The sequence below is a fragment of the Variovorax sp. PBL-H6 genome (assembly GCF_901827155.1).
Taxonomy (GTDB): domain Bacteria; phylum Pseudomonadota; class Gammaproteobacteria; order Burkholderiales; family Burkholderiaceae_C; genus Variovorax.
Genome location: NZ_LR594660.1, coordinates 168606 through 183766 on the forward strand (window position 1 = coordinate 168606; position 15161 = coordinate 183766).

16 protein-coding genes and 6 tRNA genes are annotated in these 15161 nt (G+C 62.5%); 11 read left to right on the plus strand and 11 right to left on the minus strand.

What is annotated here, in order from left to right:
• Nucleotides 1-504 precede the first annotated feature (504 nt).
• Nucleotides 505-588, minus strand: a tRNA-OTHER gene (locus tag G3W89_RS29100).
• A 150-nt stretch (nt 589-738) separates the two neighbouring features.
• Here G3W89_RS29100 and G3W89_RS29105 point away from each other — a divergent pair.
• A protein-coding gene (locus G3W89_RS29105; RefSeq protein WP_162571052.1) for an IS3 family transposase occupies nt 739-1982 on the plus strand; the annotation gives its coding sequence in 2 pieces (ribosomal slippage) (nt 739-1036 and nt 1036-1982; 1245 coding nt in all).
• Between the two features lie 101 nt (nt 1983-2083).
• Here the strand turns inward: G3W89_RS29105 and G3W89_RS29110 are convergent.
• The 5 genes from G3W89_RS29110 to G3W89_RS29130 form a co-directional block, all read right to left on the minus strand.
• A tRNA-Asp gene (locus tag G3W89_RS29110) sits at nt 2084-2157 on the minus strand.
• 51 nt (nt 2158-2208) lie between these two features.
• Nucleotides 2209-2284 (minus strand) — tRNA-Arg (locus G3W89_RS29115).
• 10 nt (nt 2285-2294) lie between these two features.
• Nucleotides 2295-2371: transfer RNA gene (locus tag G3W89_RS29120), tRNA-Asp, on the minus strand.
• Between the two features lie 9 nt (nt 2372-2380).
• A tRNA-Arg gene (locus G3W89_RS29125) sits at nt 2381-2456 on the minus strand.
• A 43-nt stretch (nt 2457-2499) separates the two neighbouring features.
• Nucleotides 2500-2576, minus strand: a tRNA-Glu gene (locus G3W89_RS29130).
• 523 nt (nt 2577-3099) lie between these two features.
• Here G3W89_RS29130 and G3W89_RS29135 point away from each other — a divergent pair.
• On the plus strand, nt 3100-3495 hold the full coding sequence (locus G3W89_RS29135; protein WP_162571051.1) for a hypothetical protein: 396 nt from the start codon (nt 3100-3102) through the stop codon (nt 3493-3495).
• A gap of 119 nt (nt 3496-3614) precedes the next feature.
• Here the strand turns inward: G3W89_RS29135 and G3W89_RS29140 are convergent, their stop codons facing one another.
• Nucleotides 3615-4883 (minus strand): site-specific DNA-methyltransferase, encoded by a 1269-nt coding sequence (locus G3W89_RS29140; protein WP_162571050.1) that lies wholly within the window; start codon nt 4881-4883, stop codon nt 3615-3617.
• A gap of 163 nt (nt 4884-5046) precedes the next feature.
• On the opposite strand from G3W89_RS29140, the gene G3W89_RS29145 reads away from it, so the two are divergent.
• Complete coding sequence (locus G3W89_RS29145; protein ID WP_162571049.1) at nt 5047-5337, plus strand: hypothetical protein; 291 nt, start codon at nt 5047-5049, stop codon at nt 5335-5337.
• Nucleotides 5338-5379: 42 nt separating this feature from the next.
• On the opposite strand, the gene G3W89_RS29150 is transcribed toward G3W89_RS29145, so the two are convergent.
• Entirely contained in the window at nt 5380-5844 is a 465-nt protein-coding gene (locus G3W89_RS29150) for a hypothetical protein (protein ID WP_162571048.1), read from the minus strand.
• Nucleotides 5845-6100: 256 nt separating this feature from the next.
• Nucleotides 6101-7108 carry a hypothetical protein gene (locus G3W89_RS29155; protein ID WP_162571047.1) on the minus strand — a complete coding sequence of 336 codons (1008 nt, stop codon included), beginning with the start codon at nt 7106-7108 and terminating at the stop codon, nt 6101-6103.
• 318 nt (nt 7109-7426) lie between these two features.
• On the opposite strand from G3W89_RS29155, the gene G3W89_RS29160 reads away from it, so the two are divergent.
• The gene (locus G3W89_RS29160; protein ID WP_162571046.1) at nt 7427-7660 is read left to right on the plus strand and encodes a hypothetical protein; all 234 of its coding nucleotides are present in this window, start codon (nt 7427-7429) and stop codon (nt 7658-7660) included.
• A gap of 178 nt (nt 7661-7838) precedes the next feature.
• On the opposite strand, the gene G3W89_RS29165 is transcribed toward G3W89_RS29160, so the two are convergent.
• Together G3W89_RS29165 and G3W89_RS29170 are read right to left on the minus strand one after the other, a co-directional pair.
• Nucleotides 7839-8117 (minus strand): hypothetical protein, encoded by a 279-nt coding sequence (locus G3W89_RS29165; RefSeq protein WP_162571045.1) that lies wholly within the window; start codon nt 8115-8117, stop codon nt 7839-7841.
• Entirely contained in the window at nt 8107-8520 is a 414-nt protein-coding gene (locus G3W89_RS29170; protein WP_162577704.1) for a hypothetical protein, read from the minus strand. Before G3W89_RS29170 ends, G3W89_RS29165 begins: the two co-directional genes overlap by 11 nt.
• A 559-nt stretch (nt 8521-9079) precedes the next feature.
• Here G3W89_RS29170 and G3W89_RS29175 point away from each other — a divergent pair.
• The 7 genes from G3W89_RS29175 to G3W89_RS29205 all read left to right on the plus strand — a co-directional run bounded on the left by G3W89_RS29175 (nt 9080) and on the right by G3W89_RS29205 (nt 15155).
• Nucleotides 9080-9709 carry an alpha/beta hydrolase gene (locus G3W89_RS29175; protein ID WP_232076892.1) on the plus strand — a complete coding sequence of 210 codons (630 nt, stop codon included), beginning with the start codon at nt 9080-9082 and terminating at the stop codon, nt 9707-9709.
• Between the two features lie 69 nt (nt 9710-9778).
• Nucleotides 9779-10180 (plus strand): hypothetical protein, encoded by a 402-nt coding sequence (locus G3W89_RS29180; protein WP_162571042.1) that lies wholly within the window; start codon nt 9779-9781, stop codon nt 10178-10180.
• Nucleotides 10181-10313: 133 nt separating this feature from the next.
• A complete protein-coding gene (locus tag G3W89_RS29185) occupies nt 10314-10955 on the plus strand; it encodes a hypothetical protein (protein WP_162571041.1) in 642 nt (213 codons plus the stop codon).
• Between the two features lie 147 nt (nt 10956-11102).
• Nucleotides 11103-11441 carry a hypothetical protein gene (locus G3W89_RS29190; RefSeq protein ID WP_162571040.1) on the plus strand — a complete coding sequence of 113 codons (339 nt, stop codon included), beginning with the start codon at nt 11103-11105 and terminating at the stop codon, nt 11439-11441.
• A gap of 132 nt (nt 11442-11573) precedes the next feature.
• Entirely contained in the window at nt 11574-12488 is a 915-nt protein-coding gene (locus G3W89_RS29195) for a hypothetical protein (RefSeq protein ID WP_162571039.1), read from the plus strand.
• Nucleotides 12489-12610: 122 nt separating this feature from the next.
• The gene (locus G3W89_RS29200; protein ID WP_162571038.1) at nt 12611-13435 is read left to right on the plus strand and encodes a protein phosphatase 2C domain-containing protein; all 825 of its coding nucleotides are present in this window, start codon (nt 12611-12613) and stop codon (nt 13433-13435) included.
• Nucleotides 13428-15155, plus strand: a complete 1728-nt coding sequence (locus G3W89_RS29205) for a hypothetical protein (RefSeq protein ID WP_162571037.1) — start codon at nt 13428-13430, stop codon at nt 15153-15155. The genes G3W89_RS29200 and G3W89_RS29205 overlap by 8 nt, the downstream gene beginning before the upstream one ends.
• The last annotated feature ends 6 nt before the right edge of the window (nt 15156-15161 follow it).

A 15161-nucleotide genomic window follows, 5' to 3' on the forward strand; every position in this document is an offset into this window, starting at 1 on the left:
GCCAATGCCAACGGAGTTTGAGAACGCCCGAAGCGATACGCCCTCTCCTCGGCCTAACCAAGCCGCCAATAGAGCCGAATCCGAGATGCGGGCCGACGCCTGGCCAAGTCGCTTCCTATGCTGGCTGTTTTGAGCGACTGCGTCGAGGCACTCGTCGATACGGATGCGACGACGGACCCCCCTGTAGGGTTGAACGAGTTGCATGTAGTAAACCGCTCGCTTGCCGGTGACATGGACAGCGTAGGCCTGCTTGTGGTGCGCCGCCGCTTGAGAAACCGGATGCACCTTCGCGTTCATAAGCCCAGCTACCCTCTGCGCAACGTCAAAGTCTGTTGTTTGAAGGCTTATGGCAACGCGCTTGGAGTTTCGCAGGAACGAACCCTCCCCCTCAAGGTACCCCGCCAGCCACGCGATAGTCTTGAAGTCCGTTATCAGAAAGGGTGCTCGGCGGTGAGACATTGGCAGCTGGCTCGTCGGAGAGGTGGATTAACGAACTGAGTTTAGTGGCCCGTCCGGAGAGATTCGAACTCCCGATTGCAGCTCCAACTACGGCGTACTGGCTTCGAAGACCAGACCGGCTACGGACGGATTTCGAGGCGCTAGCCCCGAGAGATTTGGAGTCACGTACGGGATTCTGAGCTGGCCCCTTGAATGACAGGACACGGTCTATCGCTTATCTTTCAAGATAGGAGTAGGACTGTGAGTACGACTAGGAATACGGATACCGTTGAAGTGATCATGAGGGACCAGCGCCGTAGGCGCTGGTCCCTTGGAGAGAAGGCCGCACTGGTTCGCCAAAGCTACGAACCGGGCATGAGCGTGTCGCTGGTTGCACGCCAGGAAGGCGTTGCCGCCAGCTTGTTGTTCCAGTGGCGCAAGCTGGAGCGACAGGGAGCGTTGACGGCGGTCTCCGCTGGCGAGGCCGTGGTGCCGGCTTCTGAGCTCGCCGCCGCTCGTGCCGAGATTGCCAAGCTGCAGCGCGTGCTCGGCAAGAAGACGCTGGAGAACGAAATCCTCAAGGAAGCCGTGGAGTACGCCGCCGAAAAAAAGTGGATTGCGCGCTCGCCCTTGCTGAACGGGGACGGCCAGTGAAGGCTGTCTGCCAGGCCTTGGGGTTGGCGCGCTCGAATGTTCATCGCCTGCGGACCCGCCCAGAGAACTGGATCGACGCGCGCACACAGAGACCGGCGAAGCTCAGCGACGCCACGTTGCTCGACGAGATCAAGGCGCAGATCACCGAGTTGCCAACCTATGGCTACCGACGCGCCTGCGCACTGGTGAACCGGTATCGAGCCAACACCGGCGCTGCGCGCGTGAACGCCAAGCGCGTCTACCGCGTGATGGCGGGCCACGCGTTGCTGTTGCCGAAGGCACCCCGACGGCGCCAGTCCAGCCGGCCTCACGAGGGGAAAGTGGCGGTCGCGCACAGCAATGTGCGCTGGTGCTCGGACGGCTTCGAGATCAAGTGCGACTCGGGACAGACAGTCACCGCGACCTTCACCAAGGACTGCTGCGACCGCGAGATCCTTGCCTTCCGGGCTTGGGAGGGGAAGGGGCTGCCGGGCGAGCCGGTGCGTGAGATGCTCATCGAAGCCGTGGAAAAGCGCTTCGGCAACATCGATGGCATCCCCGGGACTCACACGCTGGAGTTCCTCTCGGACAACGGCGGCGCGTACATCGCGGCCGAGACCCGGAAGATTGCTCGACAGCTGGGCCTGAAGCCGGTGAACACGCCCGTGTGTAGCCCGCAGAGCAACGGCATGGCCGAGAGCTTCGTCAACACATTTAAGCGCGACTACGTCAGCCGCATGGACCTCGCCGACGCGAGAACGGTGATGGCGCAGATGGCCGCGGCCTTCGAGCACTTCAATGAGGTACACCCGCACTCGGCATTGAAGATGAGATCACCCAGGGAGTTCAGGCAGCATCGCGCTGCCCAACAGCGTCTTGCTCAGATCGAGCAGGCGCTACATTGCGAATAGCCCGTGTCCTGAAATACGGGGGCAAGATCAATTCCAACCCGTGTAATCACCTTGAGAAGGTGACGTCCTGAGCACTAGACGAACGTGACGTAAAAGCTTTGCAGAGCTGACGGGACTCGAACCCGCAACCTCCGACGTGACAGGCCGGTGCGCTAACCAGTTGCGCTACGGCTCTGCAAAACTTTCATATCTGACAAAACTGCCCTTGGCAGCGCTTTCGCGCCGCTGGCGCATCCGGTCTGAATTGAACAGACGACCTCCGGCTTCGGACGCCGGCGCTCTATCCCCTGAGCTACGGGTGCATCGAATGATTGGCGGACTAGATGGGGCTCGAACCCACGACCTACCGCTGGACAGGCGGTTGCTCTTCTCAGCTGAGCTACTAGTCCTTGCAAGCATGGCGCGCCATCCTGGAATCGAACCAGGAGTCTCCAGGTTCGCAACCTGGTGCTCTATCCATTGAGCCAATGGCGCAGTTGTTTAAGGCGCGTCGGCGTCACTCGACACGCGGCGAATTTGGTACTCCGTGCGGGATTTGAACCCGGCCTGCCCAGGGTGAAAGCCTGGTGACCTCAACCAGAAGTCGAACGGAGTAGGAAACCTTTAAGATTTCGACGGATATAGCTCCGCCTCGGTGTCTAAAACCGATGGTCCGCATTGCCAGGGGAAGCTTCCCGCGGCAAGGCAAAACCAAGCTCTCCGAGTCCTGTTGGACGCAGCTAGCGGGAATACAGAGGGAGGTGTCGTGAGACTTTGGCCGTCTGAGGGTCCGCCAGCTCACTGGCGGAGACGACCAGTGACTGCTTAGGAGCGCTCGTCGCGCTCCGCACGTTCATCACGACGCTCATCACGAGCGCAGTCGACCGTCCGGGAGACCCGGATGGAAGCGGCGGTGATGTTGAGGGCGTTCATGATGTTGCGGTCAGTCAGGTTTGAATGTGTGAGCATTATAGGTCGCGGAGTTTATACGCGCAAGCCTTTTTTAGAAAAATTCGTTCTGCGTGCGGGTGCCCGGCGTTAGAGGATTTTCGTGGGTGCGGCGTTCACTCCCTCCACTCTTTGACGGCGAGTACTGCTTCCGTCGTGACCCTCTAACCAACCTTTGAAAGGTACTCAAATGAAAACAGACTTGTATTCCACTCACCCCCTCCACTGGCAACAGTGTGACGCCTTCGAGTTTCGCGTGCACCATGTACTCCACGCTGAATGCCGGTACGAAGTCGGGCCAGGAGCGGCCCGCGACGTTATCGACGCGACCTTCTCGCTGTTGATTTCCTCGGCTGGAGCGGTAGCCCGCGCTGAGTTCGCGCGCGTCGTAGCTGCGAACGAGGCGCTACGATTCCCTGCGCCCTCTGCCGTGCCGGTGCAGGTCGAAGGCATCTTTAAGTTCGCCGGCGAGGACGGGAAATGGGGGCTGCTTGGTGCAAAGTGGACCATCTGGGTAGCGGAGGCATCTGTCGACTCGGAACTTCCGGCCGCGCTAGAGGACTGGCTACTGTTGCATCCCCGATGAGTAGATACGGTTCATCCTGGCGCGAGCCAGGAGTAGAGCGCCGGCGCAGGCCTGTCCGGAAAAAAAGGAGCCGCCGAACCTAGGTCCGGCGGCTTGAATGAAGTGAAGCTGTGCTCCGGCTACGCTGCCATCAGCTCCAGGTCGGCCTGAGCCTTCCTTGGTAGCAGCAGCGACTGCACGAAGCCTTCGGCCTGGCGGAACCGCGTGGCCCCGCCGAGCACGTACTCGACCATGCACTCTGTCGACAACCACCTGCGGCCAAGCCGTTCAGCAGCGTCCGCGGTTGTGAACGAACCGCCAAATGGGTCTGCCACCAGGTCGCCGGGCTCCGAGAGGAACTCGACCAGGAACGACGCAAGCTTCAGGGGCATGGGCGCTCCGTGCGCAGGCAAGCCGAGTGCTCGAGCATCCCGCTTGTAAGCAGTCTGAGCGGCACACCGGTGGCCGTACGTGAGGATGTTCCGCGGAATGCGGCCGGCGGTCTCGTTGCCGTAGCTGCCAGGCCGAATCGAATATGCACCATCGGAGTTGCTGGTATCGCGGGTCTCGCCGCCACGCTGGATGAGCCTCAGGTGCTCTTCAGTGTGGGCTTGCAGCACCCTACGGTTGTCCGACTTGACCCGGTGAGGGTCGTTTGTCAGCCAGTAAATTGGCTCGTACGCCACGTTGAGCTGCGTGCGCGCCTTGCTGGCATATTGGAACGGGCCTGGGGCCTTCGAAGGGTTCGACCAGATGAGCTCGTCCATCTTGTGGAGACCGAGCCGGTCATGCAGCGCCAGCACCAGCCGCTCGCGGTAGAGAGAGCGCGCCGGTGAGCCGGGCAGGAAGATGTCGTTGGAGATGTTCAGGCAGATGCTGCCGCCAGGCACCAGGTTGCGAACAACTGGCTCCAGCGTCTTGCAAATCCAGTCGACGTACTCGGGCTCCGTGGGATTGCCGTATTTTCGGGCGCTGGCCAGAGGATACGGCGGGCTCGTGATGACAAGCGTGATGGGCGAGTCGATGCTGGCGAAGACCGTTTCGCATGAGCCTAGGATGGCAATGCCCAGCTTCGTGGAGAAGCCGACCACCGAAACTGTGGGCTCGATGCGGTTCAGGTCCTTCGACGCAGGTCGCGTAAGGCGCCAAACGCCGCGCTCGCCCTCGACGTGCTCGAGGATGCCTGCCTGCTTCAGCGTTTGCTGGTACCAGCGGCACTTGCGCTTGAACACATTAAATGAAGCGCCTTCTTCGCCCGTGGCCTTGCGCAGGCTCACGGTGTCGTCAGGCAGTTCCATGCCGACGGCGACGGCCTTGTACAGGCTGTCGTTGTCCAGCGTACCTTCCTGCTCCTTGGAGTAGGCGTGCAGGACGCTCGAGAAGAGGTCCATTTGGTTGTTGGGGGTCATGAGGTTGCTTGTGGTTGTCCTGCTTGCGTGTAGCTAGCTCGACCCCGTGACCGCGATTTCTTCCGAGAACCCCGCCTGTCGGAGCGCTTCAACGAAGCACTTGGCAAGCTCGGGGTCGCTCACTAGAATCGCCGCCCCACTCCGGGGGCCTTTGAAAGTACACATGCAACACGACAACCCTACCCCCGACCCGAAAGACTCCCCGGTTTTCTACAGCGGCATCAAAGAAATCTGCAATAACCTGACTAGCGCGCAGATTCATGACGAGGAGGCGCAGCCGAGTTCGACAGATGCCGGCCGGCTCGCGGCTGACCTGGCCGCAAAAACCGGGGTGCCCCTGCCGGAGGTTTGGAAGGAAGTTTTCGAGATTTCTGGGGACGTAGCCGAGGAGAACGCCGCCGACCAGGACCTGGCTATCGACGGGCTGGGCCCGAACCCAGAGGAATTGCCCTGAACCGGCCGGCCGAGACGCCCCGGACTCCACTCGCGGGCTGAGCTAGTCCTGTGGCGGCGGCACCAGCCACAGCTTGGCGTCGGGCCCATCGGTGCGCTCAGCGGCCAGCCGCCCGGCGCTTTCCGTGCGGGCGACGCTCTCGGCCTCGTTCAGGCAGACGCTTTGGCCACGTCTCGGCCCATAGCGTGCCTCGAGCTGCTCGGTCGTTTGAAGGACCATTCGGCCGTACGGCACTTCCTGCTTCCATTGGTGGTAGGGGCAGCGCGGGTCGGTGCAGTAACCGGTTTTGCCCTCGAGCGGCTCCTCACAGTGGTGGCACCAGGTTGGCTCGTCAGATTCGTCGGTACCGGGCGCACTCGCGGCCATGAGGCTGTTCCAGGAGATGTGGCCTCTCGTCACTGCGACGGCTTCTTTTGCCATGCACAGCGCGAGTTCAATCCCCTGACGAGAGAAATACGACTTCAGCGCCAATGCCGCTTGGCCTGGCGATACAAAACGAGCGGGCATGCAAATGCTCCTTGCTAAAACAAAGGGGTTCTTGGATTCGGTGTCGTCCTCTGGTACACGCGAAGCCTTTGCTTTTGCAAGAAGTTCGGAGGTGCTTATGCCCCGAATTGCCTACCTGCTTTCACAGGTGAGGACGGCTCATCAGGGATGTCGTGCTCAAAGTATAAGAGGCATGAAGCCGCGTCGGCAATGCCTTCTCGCCAAGAAAAAGCCGCCGGACTGAGTCCGGCGGCGAATGGTTTAGGCTAGGTCGCCCTCAAGCTACGTTGTAGCGTGCTTGCAGCATTTCCTTGTGGCCCCTCGCTTCCTTGAGCGCGTTGGCCAAGAGCACCGCGAGCGGCTCATCCTTGTCAGGCAACTCGGCATCGGTGTCGAAGTCGCCAGACCGCTCGTCGAAGATTTGGTAGTTGCTGCTCATGTCGAGTTCATCGAGCATCTCCCAAGTCCGTACGTAGACGGCAAGCGTGTCATCCCGAAGGGTGACCACGAGCTCTGTGGCAAAACGATTGCTGAGCTTGAAGTTGTAGCTTAGCTGCACGTAGGGGCTACCTTTGTCTTCCTCGATGGCCCGTTCATCGCGGCCGTCCATCCGCTTGGCAGCCTTGAGCAGGCCGGTAGCGTCAACGGCTTTCTCGAGCCGGTCCTTGAGCACGACCAGGGCGTCCTCTTTGTCAGCCTTGAGCGCCGAAACTTCGGCCGACCACTGTTCAATATCCGCCAGAGAGGGTGACTCGCTGGCCTTCTCGCTGCGCTCTGGAGCCTGCGGGTTAGCGGGTTCCTTGGCGACATGCTCCTCCGGCAGCGTATCCGCGTCCAGTTCGAACCGCCCGCCTGCCAGCTTGCCGACGAGCGTCTTGGAGTTGACGAGCACCGAGTAGTACTCGTCGTATTGGTCGTAGGTCTCACCCTCATCGATGCGGCCGTCGTCTTCGAGAAGAGCACGCTGAAAGCGTTGAGCCGCGATTTGGCCGCTTGGTGCCCAGATGCTACGTTGCTCGTCGAATGTATCGCCTCCGAGCCGGCCGCAGACCACCCAGAGCTCATCGCCTGTGGCGCTAGCGAGCGGCTTGGAGGCCGCAGCACCTGGGCGCTGCTTGCCACCGCGCGGGGCTTCATTGGCTGCAAGGACGTTCCAGGAGGCGTAGCCCCTGGTAAGCGCCACGGCCTCTTGGGCTGTGCCCAGGTCGACCGGGATGCTCTTGCGACGGAAAAAGTTCTTCAGCACCACAGCGGCTTGGCTGGGCGTAGGTTGGGTAACGTTCACGTGAAATACTCCTTGCAATACGCGCGTTGGCGTGAATGCATGCTGTCCTCTTTACATACTCGCCTTTGCGCAAAGCAAAAAGTTCGTGTGTGTGTCCTGAATGCCCCGTTTCACCGTACCTGCGTTAGCAGGCGAGGACGGCGCGCTGGGGCTGCGCGTGCTCAGTATATGCAGCTAACCAGGAGAGCCCCGCCGGTAAGCTAGCGTGCCGGGGGTTGCTGGGCGCGCCGGCCCCTGTCCTCCCGAAGCTTGCCCGGAGCAGGGCTCGACGCGGCGGCGGTTGGCTATAGAAGACAGGAAAACTTCAGCAGATACCACATGACTACTTCAATTGTCTTTGTTGCCGTCAAAGGCGACCAGGAGGTCGATGTTGCACGAGTTGAACTTCAGCTCCTTCATCCAGACCTTGCCCAAGGGCTCGACCCTAATGAGTTCTCATCTTTTCTGCTCCTCCTCGTGCCTGAGGTGAAGCGCCGATGGTTAAGCACCCACGACAAGCTCATTCTTCGCATCTACCAGGGTGGCGAGCTGGCTTGGACCCAAGCCTGCTGACCCAGGGCGCGAAAATTCAGCGGCCGCTGCTCCCTCCCGGACAGCGGCCCTTCTTTCGGGGTTGGTGGCGGGGCCAAGCGCCCGATGCTCACTACCGGTGCCTGCGGCGCTGCGGGAACGCTCACCGAGCACAAGGCAAAGCCGGGCCCAAATAGGGCCCGGCTTGGAATGACGTTGGTTAGGAGGCTGCCTTGAGTCTCGCCAGCGCGGCGGAAACGAGAGGCAGGCCGGTGTCGAGAGCCTTGAGCTCTGCCTCCGTCGCGAGACGGCAGACCTCGTCTTCAAAGGACCAGCGCCAGTTGCTGGAGCAGTGCTGCCCGTCAAGGTGGGTAACCGTCCCGCTGGCGCCGAGGTTGTCCCTGACGACAAAGAAGTCGTCGCAGAACTCGATGACCTGGCCAGGCTGGAATGCGGGAGCGAGCTCCGGGCGGACGGGCCGTGGTTGCTCAGAAGGCATTCGATGCTCCGGTCAGAAAGTCGATGTAGCGGGCGCCGGCGCCATTCTGCTTGAAGCGCGCCAGCACCTTTCCATCGTTCAGCACGTCCTCGGCGTAACCACGCTTATCTGAGGCCGATACGGCCCAGTCGCCAGTGTGGAACGCCTGATGCCGGTAAACGGAGCTACCCGGCAGCGTTCCAGGTGCGGCCAGGTCGATTCGAACGATGCACTGGTCTTCGATTTGCAGCTCGGCCTCGCCATCGGCTGACGCGAGGAGCGGCAGCTTGCGCTTGCCCGCCGACCGTCCGATTTGCCCGATGACGTGGTCTTGCTCCGGCCAGGCGCGGCCTGTCTTGGTGTCGCCGAACCAGAGTCGGACGGCATATCGCGTCTTGAACGCTGCTTCGAGGGCAGCGCGCACCTCGACGCCCGTTTCGGGGTGAAACCAGAGGTTCTGGCCTTGTTGGTACTTCGAGAGGGATGCGTGTGTTGGCATGGGTTCCTTATCGACTGAGAAGAAGTAGTTCTTCTCGGTCTAGCCACCACTAGCCGGTGCCCTCCCCGCTTCGAGCTCGCCCCGCGGTCGTTCAGAGCACGTGGCTTCAGGGCGCTGGCCCCTCGGAGCGGGGCTTCTCGTCACTCCAGAATTCGGCTGTAATGCGTAGCCGGCCAAACTCCTAAAACCACTAGGCCGCCATCGTCTGTCCGCTTTTCCACAATGGAGGGGTTCATGGCACTGGCATCCTTGATGGCCGCGAAATCGCGTCAACTTTGGTCGGCCTCCATGGCCGTTGCAGTCCTGGCGGCGGCGCTCTCAGGCTGCGCGGGCCTGGCGGGGCCCCCCAAGCCAATGGTCTTGGACGTTTTCTTCGGAACGGACCGCAAAGCTGTTGAGGGCCCGGAGAGATTTGGAAAAGAGGGGGGGCCCAATCGTCCTGGGGGCCATGAAGGTGAGCGTCCCACCTAGCCCTATTCATCAGATGGGCCGTATCGAAAGGCCGTCCTCCTGGCAGAAGGAGAGCACCGAAAAGCACTTCGTAATTCTCGACCAGCGGGTGCTGACTTCCGCACAGTTCTACCAAGAGATGAACACTGCGCTTAGCCGGGCGCCAGGTGTGAAATCTGCCTTCCTTTTCATTCACGGGTTCAACGTTCCCTTCGTAGACGCGGCATACCGGACCGCACAAATCTCCGCCGACCTGGGCCTATCCTCGGTCCCCGTTTTTTACAGTTGGCCCTCCAATGGTTCCCTGCCCGCGTACACCTGGGACTTCACGGCCGCCTCGCAAACCATTCCCCGGCTGGTCGCAGTCGGTGCCCCCGTCAGCTTGTACGCCTCCCAGGCGGACAAAGCGCTGACGGCATCTATGGGTCTCTGGGGAGGAGTACGGGCGGGCTCCGCCGGCGCCGACCTCATCGTCCTGCCGGGCCTGGAGACGATGGACGCTTCAAACGTCAACACGGATTTCCTCGGCCACTCAGCGTACGGTGACTCGCGCATTCTCCTTGGCGACCTGGCAGCACTTTTTCGAGGGTTCGGAGCGAGCAGCCGGTTCGGCCTGACGAAGGTGCCGACGGCCACAGGCACCTACTGGGAATTCAAGAGGTAGCTCGAAGCGCCGCGCCACGGCCTCCCTCGCCTTCCGCTTGCTACACAGCGAAAGGACACAGAGGACACCATGCATGCTGAATTTCATCCGGGGAACATCTCCTCCGGGATGGCGCTAGCCGTCGAACATGCCGAAGCTGGTTTCCACTTCGAAGAGGGCGGCTGCTGGGCCATGGCGGTAGCGCTCTACGAGCGCTTCACCCTACTAGGCGCAGCTCCGGTACTCCGCTACCGTGCGGACGGCTTCACCCACGCTTGGGTGGAGGTCGATGGCGTCGGCTACGACCACCAAGGCAATCTGTTCTCGCTCCCCCTGGGCGCCACGGTCGCGTCGGCCGCCGAGATGGCGGACATCGCGGCGCGATTCGGCGTTTCGACCGAGGACTTCGAGGCGGACAAGGCCTGGGCGGACCAGGTCGTTGCCACAGCTAGCCGCCTTCTCGCCTGGCGCGTCACCTGTGACGCCAGCTAAGCGCACCCCTCCCTGCTTACAACTGGCGCCCCTCACCGGGCGCCATTTTCTTGCCTAAACCGCGCCGGCGGTCCGGCAAGCTCGGCGCCTCGCCCTTCGCTACACGCCTGTAGGTCAACTACGAAGGAACGAAATGCCTGAATTCAACAAGGCCCGGGGCGTCATCTGGGAACACTGGTACCTCGAGCTCGAGAAGCTCGCGGGCAAGCATGGCGTATCCGTCGCCGACGAGGACGCCTGGATGGGCCCCTACGAGGACGGGCAAACGCCCGAGCAAGCGCTCTACGAGGAGTATCCCGAGTTCAAGCCTGCCGACGCATCGCCCTGCGCCCAACACGAAAAACCATGTTTCGAGTGTCCATGGCGGCGCAACAGCGCTCCTGGCTGGCTCGGAGCCTCGGAGCCTGGCGAGTTTCTGGCACAAGCTGACTCGGGTATCCGGATGCCCTGCCACACGGCAGGCATCGACTACGAAAGCCCGAACTGGGAGGAGCAGGCGAAGACCTCAGCACAGTGCGCAGGTCACGCCATCTTTCTGGCGAACCGCTGCAAGCTGCCGGCGCCCGGTGCGCTGAAGCTTCCTGCGGACCACGAGGCGGTGTTCACCCGTCCTCATGAATTCGTGGCTCACCATGCCCGCATGGCGCCTGCGCAGCTCGAGGCCACGATGATTTTCGACCTCTATCGTGTCACTCGCGCAGCCAAGTCGAATGGCAGCGCGAAGCCCTCTGCTACCAAGGCCAGCAAAGCTCGCAAGGGCACCGCAACCGCCTAGATTCGCGCGCTCGCCGCGCTCAGCCCTCCGCTTAGACGGAGGGCTCTTTTTTTCTGCCAAAAGTCGCCACGCCGCCGTGCCGCCTAGGCCCAGCAGGGCTGGCTAAAGGCGGTGACTGCACTGCGCAACCGCACTTCCTTCACGCACATGACTCGCAAACTTGCCCCCTTCGGCCTCGCGGCCGCCCTCCTGCTGCTGCCGCTGGCAGCGACCGCAGCCGATGACGACCTCTTGGCTACGGCAGGAAAAATCGGTTACGGCCTTCGGGTTGCCGAAAAGTGCGGCATGCCCTCCGACGCGCTCGAGCGTCTCTCGGACGCACTGGCCGATGTGGTCGCCGCGGAGGCGGACCAGAGCGGTGCCGACCGCCTGGCGCTGGGTAAAGCGGTCCACGCTGCCGTGGACCGGGCCAACAACGAGTTCCCCGGGAAGCCTCCGCTCGAGGTCTGCACCAAGGTCATAGCAGACCTGGAATCGCTCACCTGACCATAGCCAGGGTCCACGCGCTTGGCCCTAAGGCGGGCTTGCGCGGCCCTCGCGCGGTTTCTACACGTCCCAGAGCATTTCTATCAACGGGCCCCGAGCCCAAGTACGACGCACTGCGTCAAAGGAACTTCCATGGGACGTGAACTCAAGCGAGTCGCACTGGACTTCAAGTGGCCGCTGGAAAAGGTCTGGAAGGGCTTCCTGAATCCGTTCAGCAAGCATGCCCGACCGTGCCGGCAATGCGGCGGGCGAGGCGAATCGCCGCAGCTCACCGAGCTGCATAACCAGTGGTACGGCTACTCGGCCTTTCGACCGGAGGACAGAGGCAGCAGGCCCTGGACGACCGAAGACGCGCCCATCATCGCGTTCGCGTCGAGGAACCTGGAGAGCGCACCCGGGTTCTACGGTCAAGGGCCCGTCGCACTGAATCGTGAGGCGCAACGGCTGTGCGACCTGTTCAATCAGCAGTGGAGCCACCACCTCAACGACGACGACGTCGCAGCTCTGCTGGAGGCTGACCGCCTCTGGGACTTCACTTCCACGTTCAGCCCCGGCGACGGTTGGGTGAAGAAAGAGCCGGCGGTCGTGCCCACTGCGGCGCAAGTCAACGCGTGGAGCATCGGAGGCATGGGGCACGACAGTATCAACTCCTGGGCTGTTATCAGAGCCGAATGCAAGCGGTTGGGCCACCCGATGTCGTGCAGCGCGTGTGAAGGCGAGTGTCAAATCTGGCGCACCAACCGGCTGAGGAAAAAGGCCGAGAAGTGGACTAAGGTGGAGCCTCCGGCAGGGTTGGGCTACCAGATTTGGGAGCACACCACCGAAGGCAGCCCCATTTCCCCGGTGTTCGCGACTGCCAAGGAACTCGCTGCCTGGATGGTCACGGAGTATCGGCATCGCCGTGATGAAGGCAATTTCACCTCGTGGATGAAGTTCATCGAGGGACCGGGATGGGTGCCGTCGGGGGTCATCGGGGGTGGCAGGCTCTTCCACGGAGCCAACATCGTGCGCGCTTTCGAAGAAGAGCAGGAACCTGCAATCGCGTAGCACAGCGTTAATTCGGGCCGCCAGGGATGAATCAATCCTTGGTGGCCTTTTCCTGCGGTTCGATAGTTGCACCAAGCAACGAACGAAGCTACACTGAGCATCGCAAGCAAAAGGGGTTGAGCATGCACACAGACCATGCCGTGTTGACAGGGAGCAGCCATACCGCAGCGGCGACGGCGTGCCAGGACTATTGCCTTGCGGGCTCGGCCGAAGGAGTCGCATGGGCAGTGGTCGCGGATGGGTGCTCTAGTGGAGGGGCCTCGGACCTCGGCGCCCGTGTCTGGGCGCTTGCCGCACGACGCGTCCTCATTCGCGCTGCGGGGGAGCTGCTGCCCGCCTACGAGCTGCAGCGCCGCGTGCTTGAGAGGGCGGAGCCCCTATTGGCCAACCTCAGCACAGAGGACGGCTTTTCGACGCTCGGCGTACTCCAAAGCGATGGTGCACTTGTGCGCTGCTGCCTGTTCGGGGACGGAGTCGTCATCGCCCGACACAGGGACGGAGGCCTATCCGTCTGGTCGGTCGAATACTCTGCGAATGCCCCGTTCTACCTTCAGTACCTCCGAGACCCTGCCCTGGAGACTGCCTACGACGAGCAATACAGGGACCAGCTGCGGAACTGCGTACGTACCAGGCTCGATGCCAACGGCGGCGTCCTGGGCAGCGACGTTTGTGCTCAGAGCTCGCAGGCGCCGGCTTGGGAGCTCACCCTGGACGTGAAGCGCCAGGACCTGGATGCCGTCTTTGTGTGCAGTGACGGGCTCGGCACGACCAAGGAAGGCCTTGAGGCAACGGCTGCCGCGGTGGCCGCAGTGAAGAACTCCACAGGGGAGTTCGTGCGTAGGCGGGTGGCCAAGCTTGCTCGAGACTGGCTGAAGGCGGGGGGCATGCCGACAGATGACCTCGCGGTCGCCGGCATCTGGCTTGACCGGGAGCCGGGCGATGAGTGAGCGCGTCACCGTCTACCCGGAAGGAGGCCGAAGCCTTGTGTTGACGGGAAACGACCACCTTGCCACCGGTGGCGAAGGTTCGGTCTACGTCAAGGGGGACACGGCGTACAAGGTCTACCTGGAGCCGGCCAAAGCAATCCGGGCGGGCATGGAGCGCAAGGTCGCCGCCCTGGCGGCCATCAAGCACCCCGGCATCGCCGCTCCGCAAGCCATCCTTCGAGACAAGAATGGACTTTTCATTGGGCTGTCGCTGCCGAAGGCGCCCGGAGAAGCCCTTTACAAGGCATTCACGAACAGCTGGAGGGACACCCATCAGTTTGGCCTTACCGAGACGGCGAAGGTTGTAGAGGCCATGCGAGGCATCACCATCGCCGCTCATGACCACCAGGCCTTGATGGTCGACGCCAACGAGATGAACTGGCTCGTCCACGGGTTGCTGCCAACGGCAATCGATGTGGACTCCTGGCAGCTGCCTGGCTTCCCTGCCACGGCAATCATGCCCTCCATCCGCGACTATTCCCAGAACGAGTTTTCCGAAGGCAGTGACTGGTTTGCCTGGGCCGTGGTCACGTTTCAGCTGTGGACCGGCATTCATCCCTACAAGGGTACCCACCCGGACTTCAGTCGCGGGGCGCTCGAGGAGCGTATGCGGTCGCGCGCGTCCCTCTTTGACAGCAAGGTTCGCCTACCGCCCGCAGCGAGGCTCGTGGCGGGCATCCCGCCCGCCTTGCGCGCTTGGTACGAACTCACCTTCGCTACCGGAGAGCGCTCGGAACCGCCGTCAACCTTTGCGAGCACGCTTGCGACACAGACCGCGCCGCGGCTGCGCGTCCGGCAGACGCTCGCAGGCTCCTTGAAGCTGGAGCGCCTTGGCCACGCTGGCGACAAGATTCTGGCCGCCTTCAACGGCTTTGTCGTCGCGCGTGGCCCCTCGGGCCTGGTGCTTTGGGATGCGCTCGCCAAGTCGCCCGTAGCTGATGTCACTGAAGGCGAGCTGCAAGAAGTCCTTCGGCACGAGGCCGCCATCGTCAGGACGGCTGGTTACCGGGTCGTGTTACGGCTCCGGCCAGGGGTGTCGCTTTCCTGTCGCGCGCTCGGCGGGCCGTCGGGCAGCAACCTCCCCTCGACCGCTCTACGAGTCTGGCAGTCCGGGAATCGCGTGTTCGCGCTTGCGCCTGGCGTGTCGAACGGTCTGGTCGAGGTTGACGCCGCTGAGCTGGGCGGGCGCCTGGTGCTGGCTGTGCGCCAGCAATGGCCGGCAGCCATCCTCTCGACATCGTTTTTCCGAGGAGGCTTCGTGCAAGACTGCCTGGGCATGCCTTTCGTGGGGGTGCTTGAAGGGGACGGCGTGCTGCAGGGGCCGGCCGAGGGCCTGAAGGGCTACAAGGTCGCCGAAGGGTTTGGCCTTGACCGGTCGAATGTCTGGCTTACGGCTGTCCGCCGCGTCGACGGTGAGACCGTCCGACTGTCCCTTGCGTTCAAGGCCGGGCGGTGGGCGGTTGAAGAGGTGGTGGTTGTTGCGACGCTGGGGGTTGACGCGGCGGCCAGCTCCTCGGGTGTCGGGGTGCTGCGCGAGGAGGACGCTCTCGTTGTTGCCAAAGGGGCGGCCCGCAAGCAGATTGACAGGAGTGGGTTGGCCGGCGAGCTGCGGCTCTTCTCGCTCGGCGCCGGTATAGGAGCTTTCGAGGACGGCGAGGTGATGAAGCTCAGCTTGAGCTAGTTCGGC